The 12,982-nt window shown below is 71.4% G+C and carries 13 protein-coding genes; 3 read left to right on the top strand and 10 right to left on the bottom strand.

What is annotated here, in order from left to right:
- The first annotated feature begins 7 nt into the window (after positions 1 to 7).
- Together xylB and ACIBTV_RS11240 are read left to right on the top strand one after the other, a co-directional pair.
- Positions 8 to 1,459 (top strand): xylulokinase, encoded by a 1,452-nt coding sequence (gene xylB, locus ACIBTV_RS11245; RefSeq protein ID WP_396703872.1) that lies wholly within the window; start codon positions 8 to 10, stop codon positions 1,457 to 1,459.
- A gap of 163 nt (positions 1,460 to 1,622) precedes the next feature.
- Positions 1,623 to 3,053, top strand: coding sequence for an MFS transporter (locus ACIBTV_RS11240; RefSeq protein ID WP_396703871.1), 1,431 nt, complete (start codon positions 1,623 to 1,625; stop codon positions 3,051 to 3,053).
- A gap of 57 nt (positions 3,054 to 3,110) precedes the next feature.
- Here the strand turns inward: ACIBTV_RS11240 and ACIBTV_RS11235 are convergent, their stop codons facing one another.
- The 5 genes from ACIBTV_RS11235 to ACIBTV_RS11215 all read right to left on the bottom strand — a co-directional run bounded on the left by ACIBTV_RS11235 (position 3,111) and on the right by ACIBTV_RS11215 (position 9,407).
- Positions 3,111 to 4,784, bottom strand: a complete 1,674-nt coding sequence (locus ACIBTV_RS11235) for a glycoside hydrolase family 13 protein (protein WP_396704022.1) — start codon at positions 4,782 to 4,784, stop codon at positions 3,111 to 3,113.
- 68 nt (positions 4,785 to 4,852) lie between these two features.
- Positions 4,853 to 5,917, bottom strand: a complete 1,065-nt coding sequence (locus ACIBTV_RS11230; RefSeq protein WP_396703869.1) for a LacI family DNA-binding transcriptional regulator — start codon at positions 5,915 to 5,917, stop codon at positions 4,853 to 4,855.
- Positions 5,918 to 5,980: 63 nt separating this feature from the next.
- Positions 5,981 to 6,949 carry a carbohydrate ABC transporter permease gene (locus tag ACIBTV_RS11225; protein ID WP_396703868.1) on the bottom strand — a complete coding sequence of 323 codons (969 nt, stop codon included), beginning with the start codon at positions 6,947 to 6,949 and terminating at the stop codon, positions 5,981 to 5,983.
- A 1-nt stretch (position 6,950) separates the two neighbouring features.
- Positions 6,951 to 7,997 carry a carbohydrate ABC transporter permease gene (locus ACIBTV_RS11220; protein ID WP_396703867.1) on the bottom strand — a complete coding sequence of 349 codons (1,047 nt, stop codon included), beginning with the start codon at positions 7,995 to 7,997 and terminating at the stop codon, positions 6,951 to 6,953.
- A 66-nt stretch (positions 7,998 to 8,063) separates the two neighbouring features.
- Positions 8,064 to 9,407, bottom strand: a complete 1,344-nt coding sequence (locus ACIBTV_RS11215) for an ABC transporter substrate-binding protein (protein ID WP_396703866.1) — start codon at positions 9,405 to 9,407, stop codon at positions 8,064 to 8,066.
- A gap of 238 nt (positions 9,408 to 9,645) precedes the next feature.
- Here ACIBTV_RS11215 and ACIBTV_RS11210 point away from each other — a divergent pair, with 238 nt between their 5' ends.
- Positions 9,646 to 10,419 (top strand): peptidoglycan DD-metalloendopeptidase family protein, encoded by a 774-nt coding sequence (locus tag ACIBTV_RS11210; protein ID WP_396703865.1) that lies wholly within the window; start codon positions 9,646 to 9,648, stop codon positions 10,417 to 10,419.
- 52 nt (positions 10,420 to 10,471) lie between these two features.
- Here ACIBTV_RS11210 and ACIBTV_RS11205 read toward each other — a convergent pair whose 3' ends face one another.
- The 5 genes from ACIBTV_RS11205 to ACIBTV_RS11185 form a co-directional block, all read right to left on the bottom strand.
- On the bottom strand, positions 10,472 to 10,966 hold the full coding sequence (locus tag ACIBTV_RS11205; RefSeq protein WP_396703864.1) for a TspO/MBR family protein: 495 nt from the start codon (positions 10,964 to 10,966) through the stop codon (positions 10,472 to 10,474).
- A gap of 166 nt (positions 10,967 to 11,132) precedes the next feature.
- Positions 11,133 to 11,279: a GPGG-motif small membrane protein gene (locus tag ACIBTV_RS11200; protein ID WP_172836512.1), complete on the bottom strand. Its 147-nt coding sequence runs from the start codon at positions 11,277 to 11,279 to the stop codon at positions 11,133 to 11,135.
- Between the two features lie 5 nt (positions 11,280 to 11,284).
- The gene (locus ACIBTV_RS11195) at positions 11,285 to 12,046 is read right to left on the bottom strand and encodes a metallophosphoesterase (RefSeq protein WP_091595672.1); all 762 of its coding nucleotides are present in this window, start codon (positions 12,044 to 12,046) and stop codon (positions 11,285 to 11,287) included.
- 9 nt (positions 12,047 to 12,055) lie between these two features.
- The gene (locus ACIBTV_RS11190) at positions 12,056 to 12,331 is read right to left on the bottom strand and encodes a hypothetical protein (protein ID WP_396703863.1); all 276 of its coding nucleotides are present in this window, start codon (positions 12,329 to 12,331) and stop codon (positions 12,056 to 12,058) included.
- Positions 12,328 to 12,912 carry a nucleotidyltransferase gene (locus ACIBTV_RS11185; protein ID WP_091595676.1) on the bottom strand — a complete coding sequence of 195 codons (585 nt, stop codon included), beginning with the start codon at positions 12,910 to 12,912 and terminating at the stop codon, positions 12,328 to 12,330. The genes ACIBTV_RS11190 and ACIBTV_RS11185 overlap by 4 nt, the downstream gene beginning before the upstream one ends.
- Positions 12,913 to 12,982: the final 70 nt, after the last annotated feature.

Below are 12,982 nucleotides of genomic sequence, written 5' to 3'. Positions count from 1 at the left end.
GGTCGTCATGCCGCTCGTCGCGGGGGTGGACTCGTCCACCCAGTCGAGCAAGGTCGTCGTCCGTGACGCGGAGAGCGGCGCCCTGGTCCGGCAGGGCCGGGCACCGCACCCGGACGGCACGGAGGTCGACCCGGCGGCCTGGTGGACCGCGCTGCGGGCGGCGGTCGACGCCGCCGGCGGGCTGTCCGACGTGGTCGCCGTGTCGATCGGTGGTCAGCAGCACGGCATGGTGGCGCTGGACGAGGCCGGCGAGGTCGTCCGGCCCGCCCTGCTGTGGAACGACACGCGCTCGGCCGACGCCGCCGCCGACCTGATCGCGGAGGCGGGCGGCGGGGAGACCGGCCGACGCTTCTGGGCCGACGCGGTGGGCAGCGTGCCGGTCGCCAGCTTCACCGCGACCAAGCTGCGGTGGCTGGCCCGGCACGAGCCGGAGAACGCGGCCCGGGTGGCGGCGGTCTGCCTGCCGCACGACTGGCTGACCTGGCGGTTGACCGGCGCGACCGACCTGGCCGCGTTGCGTACCGACCGGGGTGACGCCAGTGGCACCGGCTACTGGTCGCCGGCCACCGGTGAATACCGGTTCGACCTGCTGGAGCAGGCGTTCGGCCGGCGCCTGCGGGTGCCGACCGTGCTCGGGCCCGCCGACCCGGCGGGGGAGCTGCACTCGGGCGCCCTGCCGACGGACGGCCGGCCGGCCGGTCCCGCCGGTGGTGGGGTGCTGCTGGGGCCGGGGACCGGTGACAACGCGGCCGCCGCGCTCGGCGTCGGCGCCGGCCCGGGTGACGTGGTGATCTCGATCGGCACGTCGGGCACGGTGTTCAGCGTCGCCGAGGGGCCGTCCGCGGACGCCACCGGGATCGTGGCCGGCTTCGCCGACGCCACCGGCCGGTTCCTGCCGCTGGTGTGCACCCTCAACGCGGCCCGGGTGCTCGACGCCGCCGCGTCGATGCTCGGGGTCGGCCTCGACGAGTTGGCCGACCTCGCCCTCTCCGCGCCGGCCGGCGCGGACGGGCTGGTCATGGTGCCCTACCTGGAGGGTGAGCGGACCCCGAACCGGCCCACCGCCACCGGCGCGGTGCACGGGTTGACCCTGCGCACCGCCACCCCGGCGCACCTGGCCCGGGCGGCCGTCGAGGGCATGCTCTGCGCCCTCGCCGACGGCCTGGACGCGATCGTGGCGCAGGGGGTGACCCCGCGGCGGGTGATCCTGGTGGGCGGTGGCGCCCGCTCGGCGGCCGTCCGTCGGATCGCGCCGCAGGTGTTCGGCTGCCCCGTGGTGGTGCCGCCGCCCGGCGAGTACGTCGCCGACGGCGCCGCCCGTCAGGCCGCCTGGGTCGCGCTCGGTGGAAAGACGCCCCCGGAGTGGGCGGTCGAGGGCACCGAGGAGTACGCGGCGGAGCCGGTCCCGGCGGTCCGGGAGCGCTACGCCGAGGCCCGGGACCAGGTGATCAACCGCTGAACCGTCTCGTTGTCGATCCGCGGCAACTGTCGTAAATGAGCCCCCGGTCGATCCGACCGGGGGCTCGGCCGTCGTTCCGGCTCGAACCGGTGGCCGCGTTGCGGACCGACGGCTGAGCCACCCGGGCCACGCACCCCCCTCCCGGCCTGGTTGGCTGTCAGGCATGACCGTGGCCCGGGGTGGGATGGCGCGGGCCTGGGGCGGCGGTCCCGGGCACCGGCTGTACAGCGTCGTGGTGTTCGTGCTGCTCGCCTCGCTGGACAACGTGGCGATCGGGCTGATTCCGCCGCTGTACGGGCCGATCTCCGCGGCGTTCGAGGTGCCGCAGCGGCTCCTCGGGCTGGTCACCGCGGTGAGTTTCCTGGTCAGCGCGGTGGCCGCGGTCTGCTGGGCGTACGTGGGCGACCGGACCCACCGCAAGCCGCTGCTCATGATCGGCACGCTGCTCTGGGCGATCGGCACCGGCGGCAGCGCGCTCGCCGGCAGCTACGGCGTGTTCCTGATCGCGCAGTTCGTGGCCGCGATCGGCCTCGGCGCGGTCGGGTCCGTCGGATTCTCCGTGGTCACCGACCTCATCTCGCCCCGCCGTCGAGGTCTGGTGATGAGCTTCTGGGGGCTGTCCCAGGGCGCCGGGACGCTGGCCGGGACGCTGGTCGGTGGCCTGCTCGGCAGCGCCGACTGGCGGCGGCCGTTCTGGGTGCTGGCCGTCACCGGGCTGGTCGCCACCCTGGCCTACCTGTTCACGTACGACATCCGGCGCGGGCAGAGCGAGCCGGAACTGGCGGGCGCGCTCGCGGCCGGCGGCGACTACGACTACCGGATCAGCCGCGCCGACGTGCCCCGGATCCTGGGCCGGCGGACCAACCGGTGGCTGATCCTCCAGGGGCTGACCGCGCAGGCCGCCTTCGGCTCGCTGGTCTGGTTGCCGGTGCTGTTCACCCAACGCGCGGAGGCGCAGGGCTACTCCACCGCGACGGCGGTCGCCGTGGGCAGCGTCTTCGCCACCCTGTTCCAGCTCGGCGGCGTGTTCTCCATCGTCGGCGGGCTGATCGGCGACGCGGTGCAGCGGCGTACGCCCCGGGGACGCGCGATGGTCGCGTCGATCGGGATCCTCGCCGCGCTGCCGTTCTACCTGGTGCTCTTCTTCGTGCCGATCCGCATCGACGTGCCCGACGGCGCCGGCACCGGCGCGGTGGTCGGCGCCGTCCTGGGCAGCGTGTTCACCGAGCCGTCGGTCGGGCTCAGCCTGCTCGCCGCGCTGCTCGCGCTCGCCCTGACCTCGGCGAACGCGCCGAACTGGTTCGCGCTGATCGCCGACGTCAATCCGCCGGAGCACCGGGGGACGGTCTACAGCCTGGGCAACCTGGTCAACGGTGTGGGGCGGGCGACCGGCAACTACCTCGTCGGGGCCGCCTTCCAGGCCCTGCGTACGGCGTTCCCGCCGCCGTTGAACTACGCGGTCGGCCTGGCCGCGTTCCAACTCTTCTTCGTGCCGACCGGCGTCATGTACTGGCTGGCCTCGCGCACCTCGCCGCGGGACATCGACACCGTGAACCACCTGCTGCACAACCGGGGCGAGCGCCTGGAGGAGTGAAGACGGCGATGGGGGCCCCGGCGCGCCGGAGCCCCCTGGTCGGTGCCGTTGGTCGGGTCAGCCGCGGTACCAGACGGTGACGTCGGTCCCGACCGCCCCGTCGCCGGTGAGCGGGGCGCTGGAGTGCAGCACCTGCGCGCCGGACGGCAGCGGAACCGGCGACTCGCCGAAGTTGGTGAGCACGGTGAGCACGCCGTTGTCGAAGGTCAGCACCGTGTCACCGGACTCGCGCCAGCGCAGCGTCCCGTGGCCCAGCCCGTGCTCGTGGCGCAGCCGCAGGGCGGTCCGGTACATCTCGTACGTCGACCCGGGCACGTCCCGCTGCCGGTCCAGGGCGTACTCGGCCCAGGTCGCCGGCTGCGGGAGCCAGCTCGCGTCGGTCGGCCCGAAGCCGTACGACGGGGCGTCGGCCTCCCACGGGATCGGCACCCGGCAGCCGTCCCGGCCGCGCTGGGTGTGCCCGCTGCGCGCCCAGGTCGGGTCCTGGCGGGCCTCGTCGGGCATCGTGGTGTGCTCCGGGAGGCCCAACTCCTCGCCCTGGTACAGGTACGCCGAGCCGGGCAGCGCGAGCATCAGCAGGGTGGCCGCCCGGGCGCGCCGCAGGCCGAGCACGCCGTCCGGCTGCGGGTCGCCGATGCCGATGCCGTTCGGGCGCGGGGTGCCCACCGGCAGACCCAACCGGGAGGCGTGCCGGACCACGTCGTGGTTGGAGAGCACCCACGTGGTCGGGGCGCCGACCGCGTCGGTCGCCTCCAACGAGCGGGTGATCACCGCGTACTGGGCGGGCGCGGTCCACGAGGCGAGGAGGTACTCGAAGTTGAACGCCTGGTGCATCTCGTCCGGCCGCACGTAGCGGGCCAGCCGCTCGGCCGGCTCCACCCACGCCTCGGCGACCAGGACGCGCTCGCCGGGGTAGCCGTCCAGCACCCGCCGCCAGTCGCGGTAAATCTCGTGCACGCCGTCCTGGTCCCACATGGGCGGGCGGGGGCGGTCACCCTCGTTGCCGGAGAGGATCTCCTGGGGCTCCTGCCAGTCGGCCAGGTCGGCCTGCTTGATCAGGCCGTGCGCCACGTCCACCCGGAAGCCGTCCACGCCCCGGTCCAGCCAGAACCGCAGGACGTCCAGGAACTCGGCCCGGATCTCGGGGTTGTCCCAGTTGAGGTCGGGCTGGCCGGTGTCGAACAGGTGCAGGTACCACTGGCCGGGGCGGCCGTCCGGCTCGACGACCCGGGTCCAGGCCGGCCCGCCGAACACGCTCTGCCAGTCGTTCGGCGGCTGCTCACCGTCCGGGCCACGACCGTCCCGGAAGATGTACCGGGCCCGCTCGGGGCTGCCGGCCGGGGCGGCCAGCGCCGCGGTGAACCACCGGTGCGCGGAGGAGGTGTGGTTGGGCACCAGGTCGACGATCACCCGCAGGCCGCGCGCGTGGGCCTCACCGATCAGCTTGTCCGCGTCCGGCAGGCCGCCGAAGAGCGGGTCGACGTCCCGGTAGTCGGCCACGTCGTAGCCGGCGTCGGCCTGCGGCGACGGGTAGAACGGGGAGAGCCAGACCGCGTCGACGCCCAGCTCGGCGAGGTGGTCGAGGCGGGACGTGATGCCCGGCAGGTCGCCGATCCCGTCGCCGTTGGAGTCGGCGAACGACCGCGGATAGATCTGGTAGATCACCGCTTCGGTCCACCAGCCGGTGATCGGGTCGCCGGACGGACTCTGCTGTGACTGGTTGGTGTTCAGGGCCTTCTCCCGTGTGTTGTGCGGTCGTGCGGGTGCGGGGCCTCCGGCGGCGGTGGCGGAAGTCCCGTTCAGTGTGCCCGCGGTGGGGCGGTCGACTCACGGACGACGAGCCGAGTGGGCAGGATCACCGGCGGGTTCGCGGTGCCCGGGCCGGTGACCGGCGCGCGGGGCCGGACGGCGACGGAGTCGAGCGTCCGGCCGCCGAGCGGGTCGAGCAGGATGCGGGCGGCCAGCCGGCCCTGCTCCGCCGCCGGCTGCGCGATCGTGCTCAGGCCGAGCACGCCGGCCAGGTCGTGGTCGTCGATGCCGATGACGCTCACGTCCTGCGGTACGCGCAGGCCGGCGTCGCGCAGCGCGGTCATCGCGCCCATCGCCATCTCGTCGCAGGCCGCCACGATCGCCGTCGGTGGCTCGCCCCGGGCCAGCAGCTCCGTGGTGGCCCGGTTGCCGCCGTCGATGGTGAACTGTGACTCCACGTCGAGGCTCGGGTCCGGCCGGATGCCGGCGGCCCGGAGCGCCGTCTGGTAGCCGCGTCGCCGGTCGACGTGCGTGGTGTAGGCCAGCTCGTCGTCCGGGTCGCCGGAGATGTGCGCGATCCGCCGGTGGCCGAGGTCGAGCAGGTGCCGGGTGGCGGTCCGCGCGGCGGCCACGTCGTCGATGCGGACGCAGGGCCAGCCCGGCACGCCGGTGCCCGAGCTGATCGTCACGCCGGGCAGGTCGAGCGCGGCGAGCGCGGCCAGGTCGGCGGCGTGCAGCGGGGTGGCGACCAGGATGACGGCGTCCACCCGTTTCTGCAGGTTGGCGGTGCGCAGCACCCGTTGCCGGATCTGCTCCCGGCCGCCGAGGTTGTGCAGCAGCAGGTCGTAGCCGGACTGGTGGAGGAACTCCTCGACCGCCTCGACGACGGTGGCGAAGAACCATCGGGTGATCCGGGGGACCACCACCGCGACGGTGCCGGTCCGGCCGCCGGCCAGCCGGGACGCGCTCGGCGAGACCGCGTAGTCCAGTTGCTCGGCGGCGGCCAGCACGCGGCGGCGGGTCCCGGGCGAGACCGTCGGAAGGCCGCGCAGCGCCCGGGACACGGTGGCGGTGGAGACTCCCGCCAACCGGGCGACATCATCGATCCTCGTCACGGTTCCCCCGCTCCGTGTCCGCGTCCGCCGCCGCCCGTACGCCGGGCGGCGGCGGACGCGCGGTCAGCCCTTGACGCTGCCGGCGAGCAGACCTCGCACGAAGTAGCGCTGGAGGGACAGGAACACGATCAGCGGGATGACGATCGACACGAACGCGCCGGCGGTGAGCCGCTGCCACTCGTTGCCCCGCGTGCCGGCCATCTCGGCGAGGCGGACGGTGAGCGGGGCGGTCTCGTTGCTGCCGCCCGCGAAGATCAGCGCGACCAGCAGGTCGTTCCAGACCCAGAGGAACTGGAAGATGCCCAACGCGGCCAGCGCCGGGGTGATCAGCGGCAGCACGATGGTGCGGAAGATCCGCGGGTGGTTGGCGCCGTCGACGCGGGCCGCCTCCATCAGGTCGCCGGGGAGCTGTGAGATGAAGTTGTGCAGCAGGTAGACCGCGAACGGCAGGGCGAAACAGGTGTGCGCGAACCACACCTGGGCGAACTTCTGCTCGTCGACCAGGTCCCACGCCGGCAGCACCTGGATGCCACCGATGCTGACACCGGTGGAGAAGAACCGCAGCAGCGGCACCAGGGCCATCTGGAGAGGCACGATCTGCAGCGCGAAGATCGCGATGTAGACCCACTCCCGGCCGCGGAAATTGATCCACGCCAGCGCGTACGCGGCCAGCGCCGCGAAGGCGAGCGGGAAGAGCACCGACGGGATGGTGATCGCCAGGGAGTTGATGAAGTAGCTGGCGAGTTGCCCGGACGACGACGACCGCCCGAAGAGCACCTGCTGGTAGTTCTCCAGGGTGAACTGCGGGTTGGTGAAGGCGGTCCACCAACCGGTGGTCTTGATCTCGTCCTCCGGTCGGAGCGAGGAGATGAAGAGGCCGAAGGTCGGGATCGTCCAGACCACCGCGATGACGATCGAGACCAGGGTCGCCGTACGGCTGTTCAGCCGCTTGCGGACCCGTCCCGCGACGGTGGTGGAGGGGCCGGCGGTCTTCTGGGTGCCGGCGGCGACTGTGGGCGTGGCGGTGGTCATCTCAGCCCTCCCGCTGCTGACGGAGGTTGCGGATCTGGTAGATCACGACCGGGATGACCAGGATGAAGAGGAAGACCGCGAGTGCGGAGCCCTGCCCGTTCTGGCCGTACCGGAACGCCTGGTTGTACATCTCGTTGGCGATCACGCTGGTGTCGTAGTTGCCGTTGGTCGAGGTCCGGACGATGTCGAAGACCTTGAGCGTGGCGATGGTGATGGTCACGACGACGACGATCAGCGCCGGTCGGATGCTCGGCAGGGTGATCCGCCGGAACATCTGCCACGACGTGACGCCGTCGAGCCGGGCGGCCTCCACGATGTCCGCGGGGATCGCCTTGATGGCGGCGGAGAGCACCACCATGGCGAAGCCGGCCTGGATCCAGACCATGATCACGATCAGCAGCAGCGTGTTCAGCGGTGATTCGAGCAGCCACTGCTTGGGCTCGCCGCCGAGGCTGACCACGATCTGGTTGAGCAGGCCGATCTGGTCGCCCTCGCCCCGGTAGGCGTAGACGAACTTCCAGATGATGCTCGCGCCGACGAAGGAGATCGCCATCGGCAGGAAGATGAGGGACTTGGCGAACGCCTCGAACCTGACCCGGTCCACCAGCACGGCGTAGATCAGGCCGAACGAGGTCGCCACCAGCGGCACCAGGAGCACCCAGACCAGGGTGTTGATGAGTACCCGGACGATCGAGTCCTCGGAGAACAGCCAGCTGTAGTTGGCCAGCCCCACCCAGTTGTCGCTCTCCGCGTCCATCAGGGAGAGCAGCACGGTGCGGATGGCCGGCACGACCAGCCCGATGAGGAGCAGCAGCACCGTCGGCAACAGGAAGAAGAGCGCGAACAGGCCTTCCCGTGGCTTCTTCCGACGGGGGAGCGGGGCGCCGCTGGCGGACGCGGCGACGAGCTGCGCCTCCCGGCGGCGGGCGAACCAGGCCGGCACCACGTCGAGCAGGAGGAGCAGACCGCCCACCACCGCGACGAAAGCGATCAGCCCGTACATCAGCATGAGGAACTTCGGCTGTTCCTCCGCGAAGTCGAACTCCATCGACCCTCCCAGGTCCGGATCCGCCGGTGGGCCGGCCCGCGTGCGCGGGCCGGCCCACCGTTCAGATCACTTCCAGCTGCCTTCGATGCCCTGGAGCACCGACGCGGTGTCCTTGCCGTTGATCCAGTCGACCATGCCCTTCCAGAACGTGCCCGCGCCGACCGCGGCCGGCATCAGGTCCGATCCGTCGAAGCGGAAGACGCCGCTCTTGTCCTGCAGGATCTGGACGGAGAGCTTGTCGATCGGGCTGGCGACGTTGGCGATGTCCAGCTTGTTGTTCGCCGTGACCCAGTTGCCGAGCTTCGCGCGGCTGTTGACGTACTCGGCGGACGCCAGGTAGGTCTGCACCGCCTGGACCTCGGGGCGGTCGGTGTAGGCGACGACGAACTCGCCGGCACCCAGCACGGGCTTGCCCTTGGCCGGGTCGATGGCCGGAAAATAGAAGGCGAACGCGTCGCCGTCCTCGGCGACCTTCGTGCCCTCGGGGAACTGGTTCGCGTAGAACGACGCCTGGCGGTGCATGGCGCACTTGCCCGTGGTGACCGGCACGCCGGCCTCCTGGAAGGAGGTGGTGGCGATGCTCTTCACGCCACCGAAGCCGCCGTTGACGTACTTCTCGTTCTTGAGGATGGTGCCGGCCCGGTCGAGGGCGTCGGCGACCTTCGGGTCGTTGAACGGGATCGCGTGGGTCGTCCACTGGTCGTAGACCTCGGGGCCCTGCGTGCGCAGCAGCACGTCCTCGATCCAGTCGGTGGCCGGCCAGCCGGTGGCATCACCGGACTCGATGCCGGCGCACCACGGCTTGATGCCGCTGGCCGCGATCGTGTCGCTGAGCTTGATCATGTCGTCCCAGCTGGTCGGGACCGTCCAGCCCTTCTCCTTGAAGAGCTTCGGCGAGTACCAGACGAAGGACTTCACGTTGGCGCCGAGCGGCACACCGTAGAGGGTGCCGTTGATGGTGGCGTACTTCAGCCAGTCGGCCGGCATGTTCTGCTCGGCCAGCGCCTTGGTGTCGGCGCCGAGGGCCTTCAGCTTGCCGGCGTCGGCGAACCGCTTGACCAGACCCGGCTGCGGCACGAACGCCAGGTCGGGCGCGTTGCCGCCGTCGACCCGGACGGGGAGCTGCGCCTCGAACTCGCCGCTGCCCTCGTAGTCGATCTCGATGCCGGTGCAGTCCTCGAACTGCTTCCAGGAGTCCCGCAGCAGGTCAGCCTCGGCGTCACGGATGGACGCGTAGATGGAGACCTTCTTGCCGTCGTGACCCTCGTACTTCGAATAGGCGGCGCACTCGGCCGAGTCCGCTTTGTCGCTTCCCTTGTCGTTGCCGGTGCCGCAGGCGGTGGCGCTGAGCGCCAACCCGAGTACGCCGGCGATCACGAAGGCCTGGCGTGGTCTGGCAAAGACCGCCATGCCGTCCTCCTTTCTTGCCGGCGCGGTCGTGGTCGTGACCTGGCGCCGGTCCGATGGGCGTCCCCACATGTAAGCGCTTGCATCCGACGGGGTCCACCCCCTGTCAGACACGGACAAGTAACAATCTGGAAACCTCGCGGCCGGCCGTTGGTCGCGCTCCCACGCACCTTTCGAAGGCTGACGATATCTGTCACGCTGTACGCATCACATCGAAGGTTTTCAACATAGGAGGAGCTGGATGCGTAAGCGGTGGTTCAGCCTGATGGCGGCCGTCCTGCTGGTCGTCGGCGTGCTCGTGCCGGCGTCCCCGGCGGTGGCCGCGCCCACCTTCAAGGTGCCGTTCCCCTGCGGTCAGTCCTGGTCCGGCCAGACCCGCAGCGGCCACAGCCCGGCGTACGCGATCGACTTCAACCGCACCGACGACGCCGGCGACCCGGTGGTGGCCAGCGCCCCCGGCACCGTCGACCGGGTCACCGATCTCGGGGGTACCAGCTACGGAAAGTACGTCCGGATCAGTCACGCCGGCGGCTACCACACCTACTACGCCCACCTGAGCGGCTTCAACGTCTCCGTCGGCCAGAGCGTCGGCTACGGCAAGGTCATCGGCTGGGTGGGCAGCACCGGCGGCTCCACCGGCCCGCACCTGCACTACGAGCAGCGGCTCAACGGCAGTGACATCCAGGTCCGGTTCAACGGCGCCCTCGCCCTCTACTGGGGCACCAAGTCCTACAGCAGCGACAACGGCTGCTCCTCGGGCGCCGGCAGCGGCACGGTCGACACCAGCGGCACCCCGTTGACCGTCCGCTCCGGGCCCGGCACCGGCTACAGCTCGGTCGGCACGGTGGCCGACGGCACCCGGGTGACCATCCAGTGCCAGACCAGCGGCACCAGCGTCACCGGCACGTACGGCACCAGCTCGATCTGGGACCGGATCGGCTCCGGCCGCTTCATCTCCGACGCGTACGTCTACACCGGCTACGACGGCTACATCCCGAACGTCCCCCGCTGCTGATCCCGAGGCGACGGCGGTCCCCGGCGGGCGGCGCTCGCCGGGGACCGGTGGGTCAGGAGTTCAACCGCCAGATCGACAGGTTCAACGCGGCGGCGAACGTGACCCAGGCCCAGTAGGGCAGCAGCAGCGCCGCGGCCACCCGGGACACCCGGGCGAAGAGCACGACGGTGAGCCCGATCGCCAGCCACATCAGCACGATGTCGGCGAACGCCAGACCGTTGCGGCCCGCCCCGAAGAACAGCGGCGTCCAGATGGCGTTGAGCACCAGTTGGGCGGTCCACACCCAGAGTGCGGGGGAGAAGCCGACCCGACGCCACACCAGCCAGCCCGCGACTGCGATCAGCGCGTAGAGCAGCGACCACACCGGGCCGAACAGCCATGAGGGCGGCGCCCAGGCGGGCTGCCGCAGGTTCGCGTACTCGTCGGTGGTGCCCTGGACCCCCAGCCCGCCGATCGCGGCCGCGACGAACACCGCCGCCGCGAAACCGGCGAGGGCCCACCAGGCGCGTCGGCCGGAGGCGGCGGGCGCGTTCCGCGTGTTCCCCATGTCGCCCTCTTTCCCCCTGGTCGGCCAGGTCAGACCGCGCGGGACCGTCGTACGGCTGTCAGCGGGCCGGAGAAACAGCGCCGGAGTCGCCGTGTCCGGTGCTCCTGTCGGGAGGACGGAGACCGATCACGACGACCCCGGCGGGTCCAGGGGCCACGAGAGCCCGTCAGGTGTTGAAGATGCTGACGCCACCAGGGCCGACGAGCAGACCGACGATGATGAGGACGATGCCCCACAGGATCTGCCGGCGGAACAGTGCCAGGATGCCGGCAACGACCAGTACGACCGCGAGAATCCAGAGAATCAGCTCCATGGCGATCAGGTACCCGATGCGTCGACTCGGGAAACCTCGCCCGGATCGAGATGATCACCCAGGTGGAAGATGCTGTACGCCTGCTTGATCACCGGGTGCGCGACGTTGCGGACGCGTACGCCGCCCGGCGTCGTGCCGCGCTCCGAGCCCGCGTGCGCGTGCCCGTGCAGGGCCAGCGCGGTCGGCGCCGAGTCGATCGCCTGACCGAGCTGGTACGACCCGAGGAACGGGTAGATCTCCAGCGGCTCGCCGGCGAGCGTGTCGGGCACGGGGGCGTAGTGGGTCAGGGCCACCAGCAGGTCGCAGTCGAGGCTGTGCAGCGCGTCGGCCAGCCGGTCGGCGCTCTCCGTGGTCGTCCGGACGAACGCCTTCATCTCCGGCTCACCGAAGTCGCTGGCGCAGCGGCCGGCGAAGCCGCCGCCGAAGCCCTTGACGCCCGCGATCCCGAGCCGGCCACCGGCGCACTCCAGCACTACGCCCGTGCCCTCCAGCACGGTGATGCCCGCGTCCTCCAGCACCTTGACCACCTGCGGCACCTGGTCGCACTGGTGATCGTGGTTGCCGAGCACCGTGATCACCGGTACGCCCAACCCGCCGAACTCCTGCGCCACGCACTGCGCCTCGGCCTCGGTGCCGTGCCGGGTGAGGTCACCGGCGAGCAGTAGCGCGTCCGCGCAGTCGGGCAACTCCTCCAGCGCCGGCCGGAACCGGCCGACAACGTCCTTGTCCAGATGCACGTCGCCGACGGCAGCGATCCGGATCACCATGAACCTCCCTCAGGGCAGTTGCTCGATCTCCGTCGGCGCCTGCGTGCGGATCACCCCGATCTCGCTGGTGACCGGCAGGTCCGGGAACCGCTCGGAGACCCGGCGCAGGATCTCCTCCCGTCGGTGGCGGCTCTCGACCTCGCCGTAGAGGACGAGCCCGTTCTCCCGGCGGACCACGGTGATCCCCTGCTCGGCGACGGAGGGGTCCTCGGCCAGCAGCCGGTGGATCTCCGCCTCCAGGTACTCGTCGGGTGGCCCGATGCCGGTGTCGCGGTGCTGGGTCACGATGTCCCCTTCTCTGCCGAGGTGCCGGCATCCGGCACCACCTCGAGCCGGTCCAGCAGCACCAGGAACGCCTCGGCGTACGGCGAGTGCTGCGTCTCCTTCCGTACCCGTTCCCAGTCGATCTGCTCGCGCAGGGAGCGGGCCAACGGCAGCCCGCGGGCGAAGTCGCAGTAGTGCTGGGAGAAGCTGAGCAGCTTGTGCACCATGAGCTGGGTCGCGGAGAGCACCGGCATGTGGATCGCATCGACCGGGCGCACCACGGTGTCCGCGAACGTCTCCTCCGTCACCGGCGTCTCGATCGGCCGGTGGATCAGGTCCACCATCCGCCCGGCGTCGTAGACCTTCACGAGCCAGTCCTCCGGCGGACGCTCGGCGGTGAAGCCGGCCTCGACCAGCGCCTCCAGCGCCCGGTCGACGTCCTGCTCCCGGATGAGGAAGTCGACGTCGTGCTCGCTGGAGTGGCCGCCGTGCGCGTACACGGCGAAGCTCCCGCCGAGCGCGAACGGGATCTCGGACTGCTTGAGCACGGCGGCGACCTTCTTGAGGGTGTGTACCAGGGTCTCGTCCCCGCGCTCGGCCATCGGGTGCTCCCGTCGTCGTGAAACAGGCGGCTGGATTCGAACTCCCGTACCCGGCACTCCGCGCGCCCAC

It is taken from the genome of Micromonospora sp. NPDC049366 (genome assembly GCF_044466625.1).
Lineage (GTDB): Bacteria > Actinomycetota > Actinomycetes > Mycobacteriales > Micromonosporaceae > Micromonospora.
The sequence above is the reverse complement of the archived record's forward strand: the minus strand, read 5'-3'. Positions and strand labels throughout refer to the sequence as shown.

Excerpts from the sequence above, each read along its gene's own strand:
- ACIBTV_RS11195 (WP_091595672.1), bottom strand. The coding sequence starts at position 12,046 with ATGGTGATCCGGATCGCTGCCGTCGGCGACGTGCATCTGGACAAGGAC.
- ACIBTV_RS11200 (WP_172836512.1), bottom strand. The coding sequence starts at position 11,279 with ATGGAGCTGATTCTCTGGATTCTCGCGGTCGTACTGGTCGTTGCCGGC.
- ACIBTV_RS11205 (WP_396703864.1), bottom strand. The coding sequence starts at position 10,966 with ATGGGGAACACGCGGAACGCGCCCGCCGCCTCCGGCCGACGCGCCTGG.
- xylB (WP_396703872.1), top strand. The coding sequence starts at position 8 with ATGCCGCTCGTCGCGGGGGTGGACTCGTCCACCCAGTCGAGCAAGGTC.
- ACIBTV_RS11220 (WP_396703867.1), bottom strand. The coding sequence starts at position 7,997 with ATGGAGTTCGACTTCGCGGAGGAACAGCCGAAGTTCCTCATGCTGATG.
- ACIBTV_RS11185 (WP_091595676.1), bottom strand. The coding sequence starts at position 12,912 with ATGGCCGAGCGCGGGGACGAGACCCTGGTACACACCCTCAAGAAGGTC.
- ACIBTV_RS11215 (WP_396703866.1), bottom strand. The coding sequence starts at position 9,407 with ATGGCGGTCTTTGCCAGACCACGCCAGGCCTTCGTGATCGCCGGCGTA.
- ACIBTV_RS11210 (WP_396703865.1), top strand. The coding sequence starts at position 9,646 with ATGCGTAAGCGGTGGTTCAGCCTGATGGCGGCCGTCCTGCTGGTCGTC.
- ACIBTV_RS11225 (WP_396703868.1), bottom strand. The coding sequence starts at position 6,949 with ATGACCACCGCCACGCCCACAGTCGCCGCCGGCACCCAGAAGACCGCC.
- ACIBTV_RS11240 (WP_396703871.1), top strand. The coding sequence starts at position 1,623 with ATGACCGTGGCCCGGGGTGGGATGGCGCGGGCCTGGGGCGGCGGTCCC.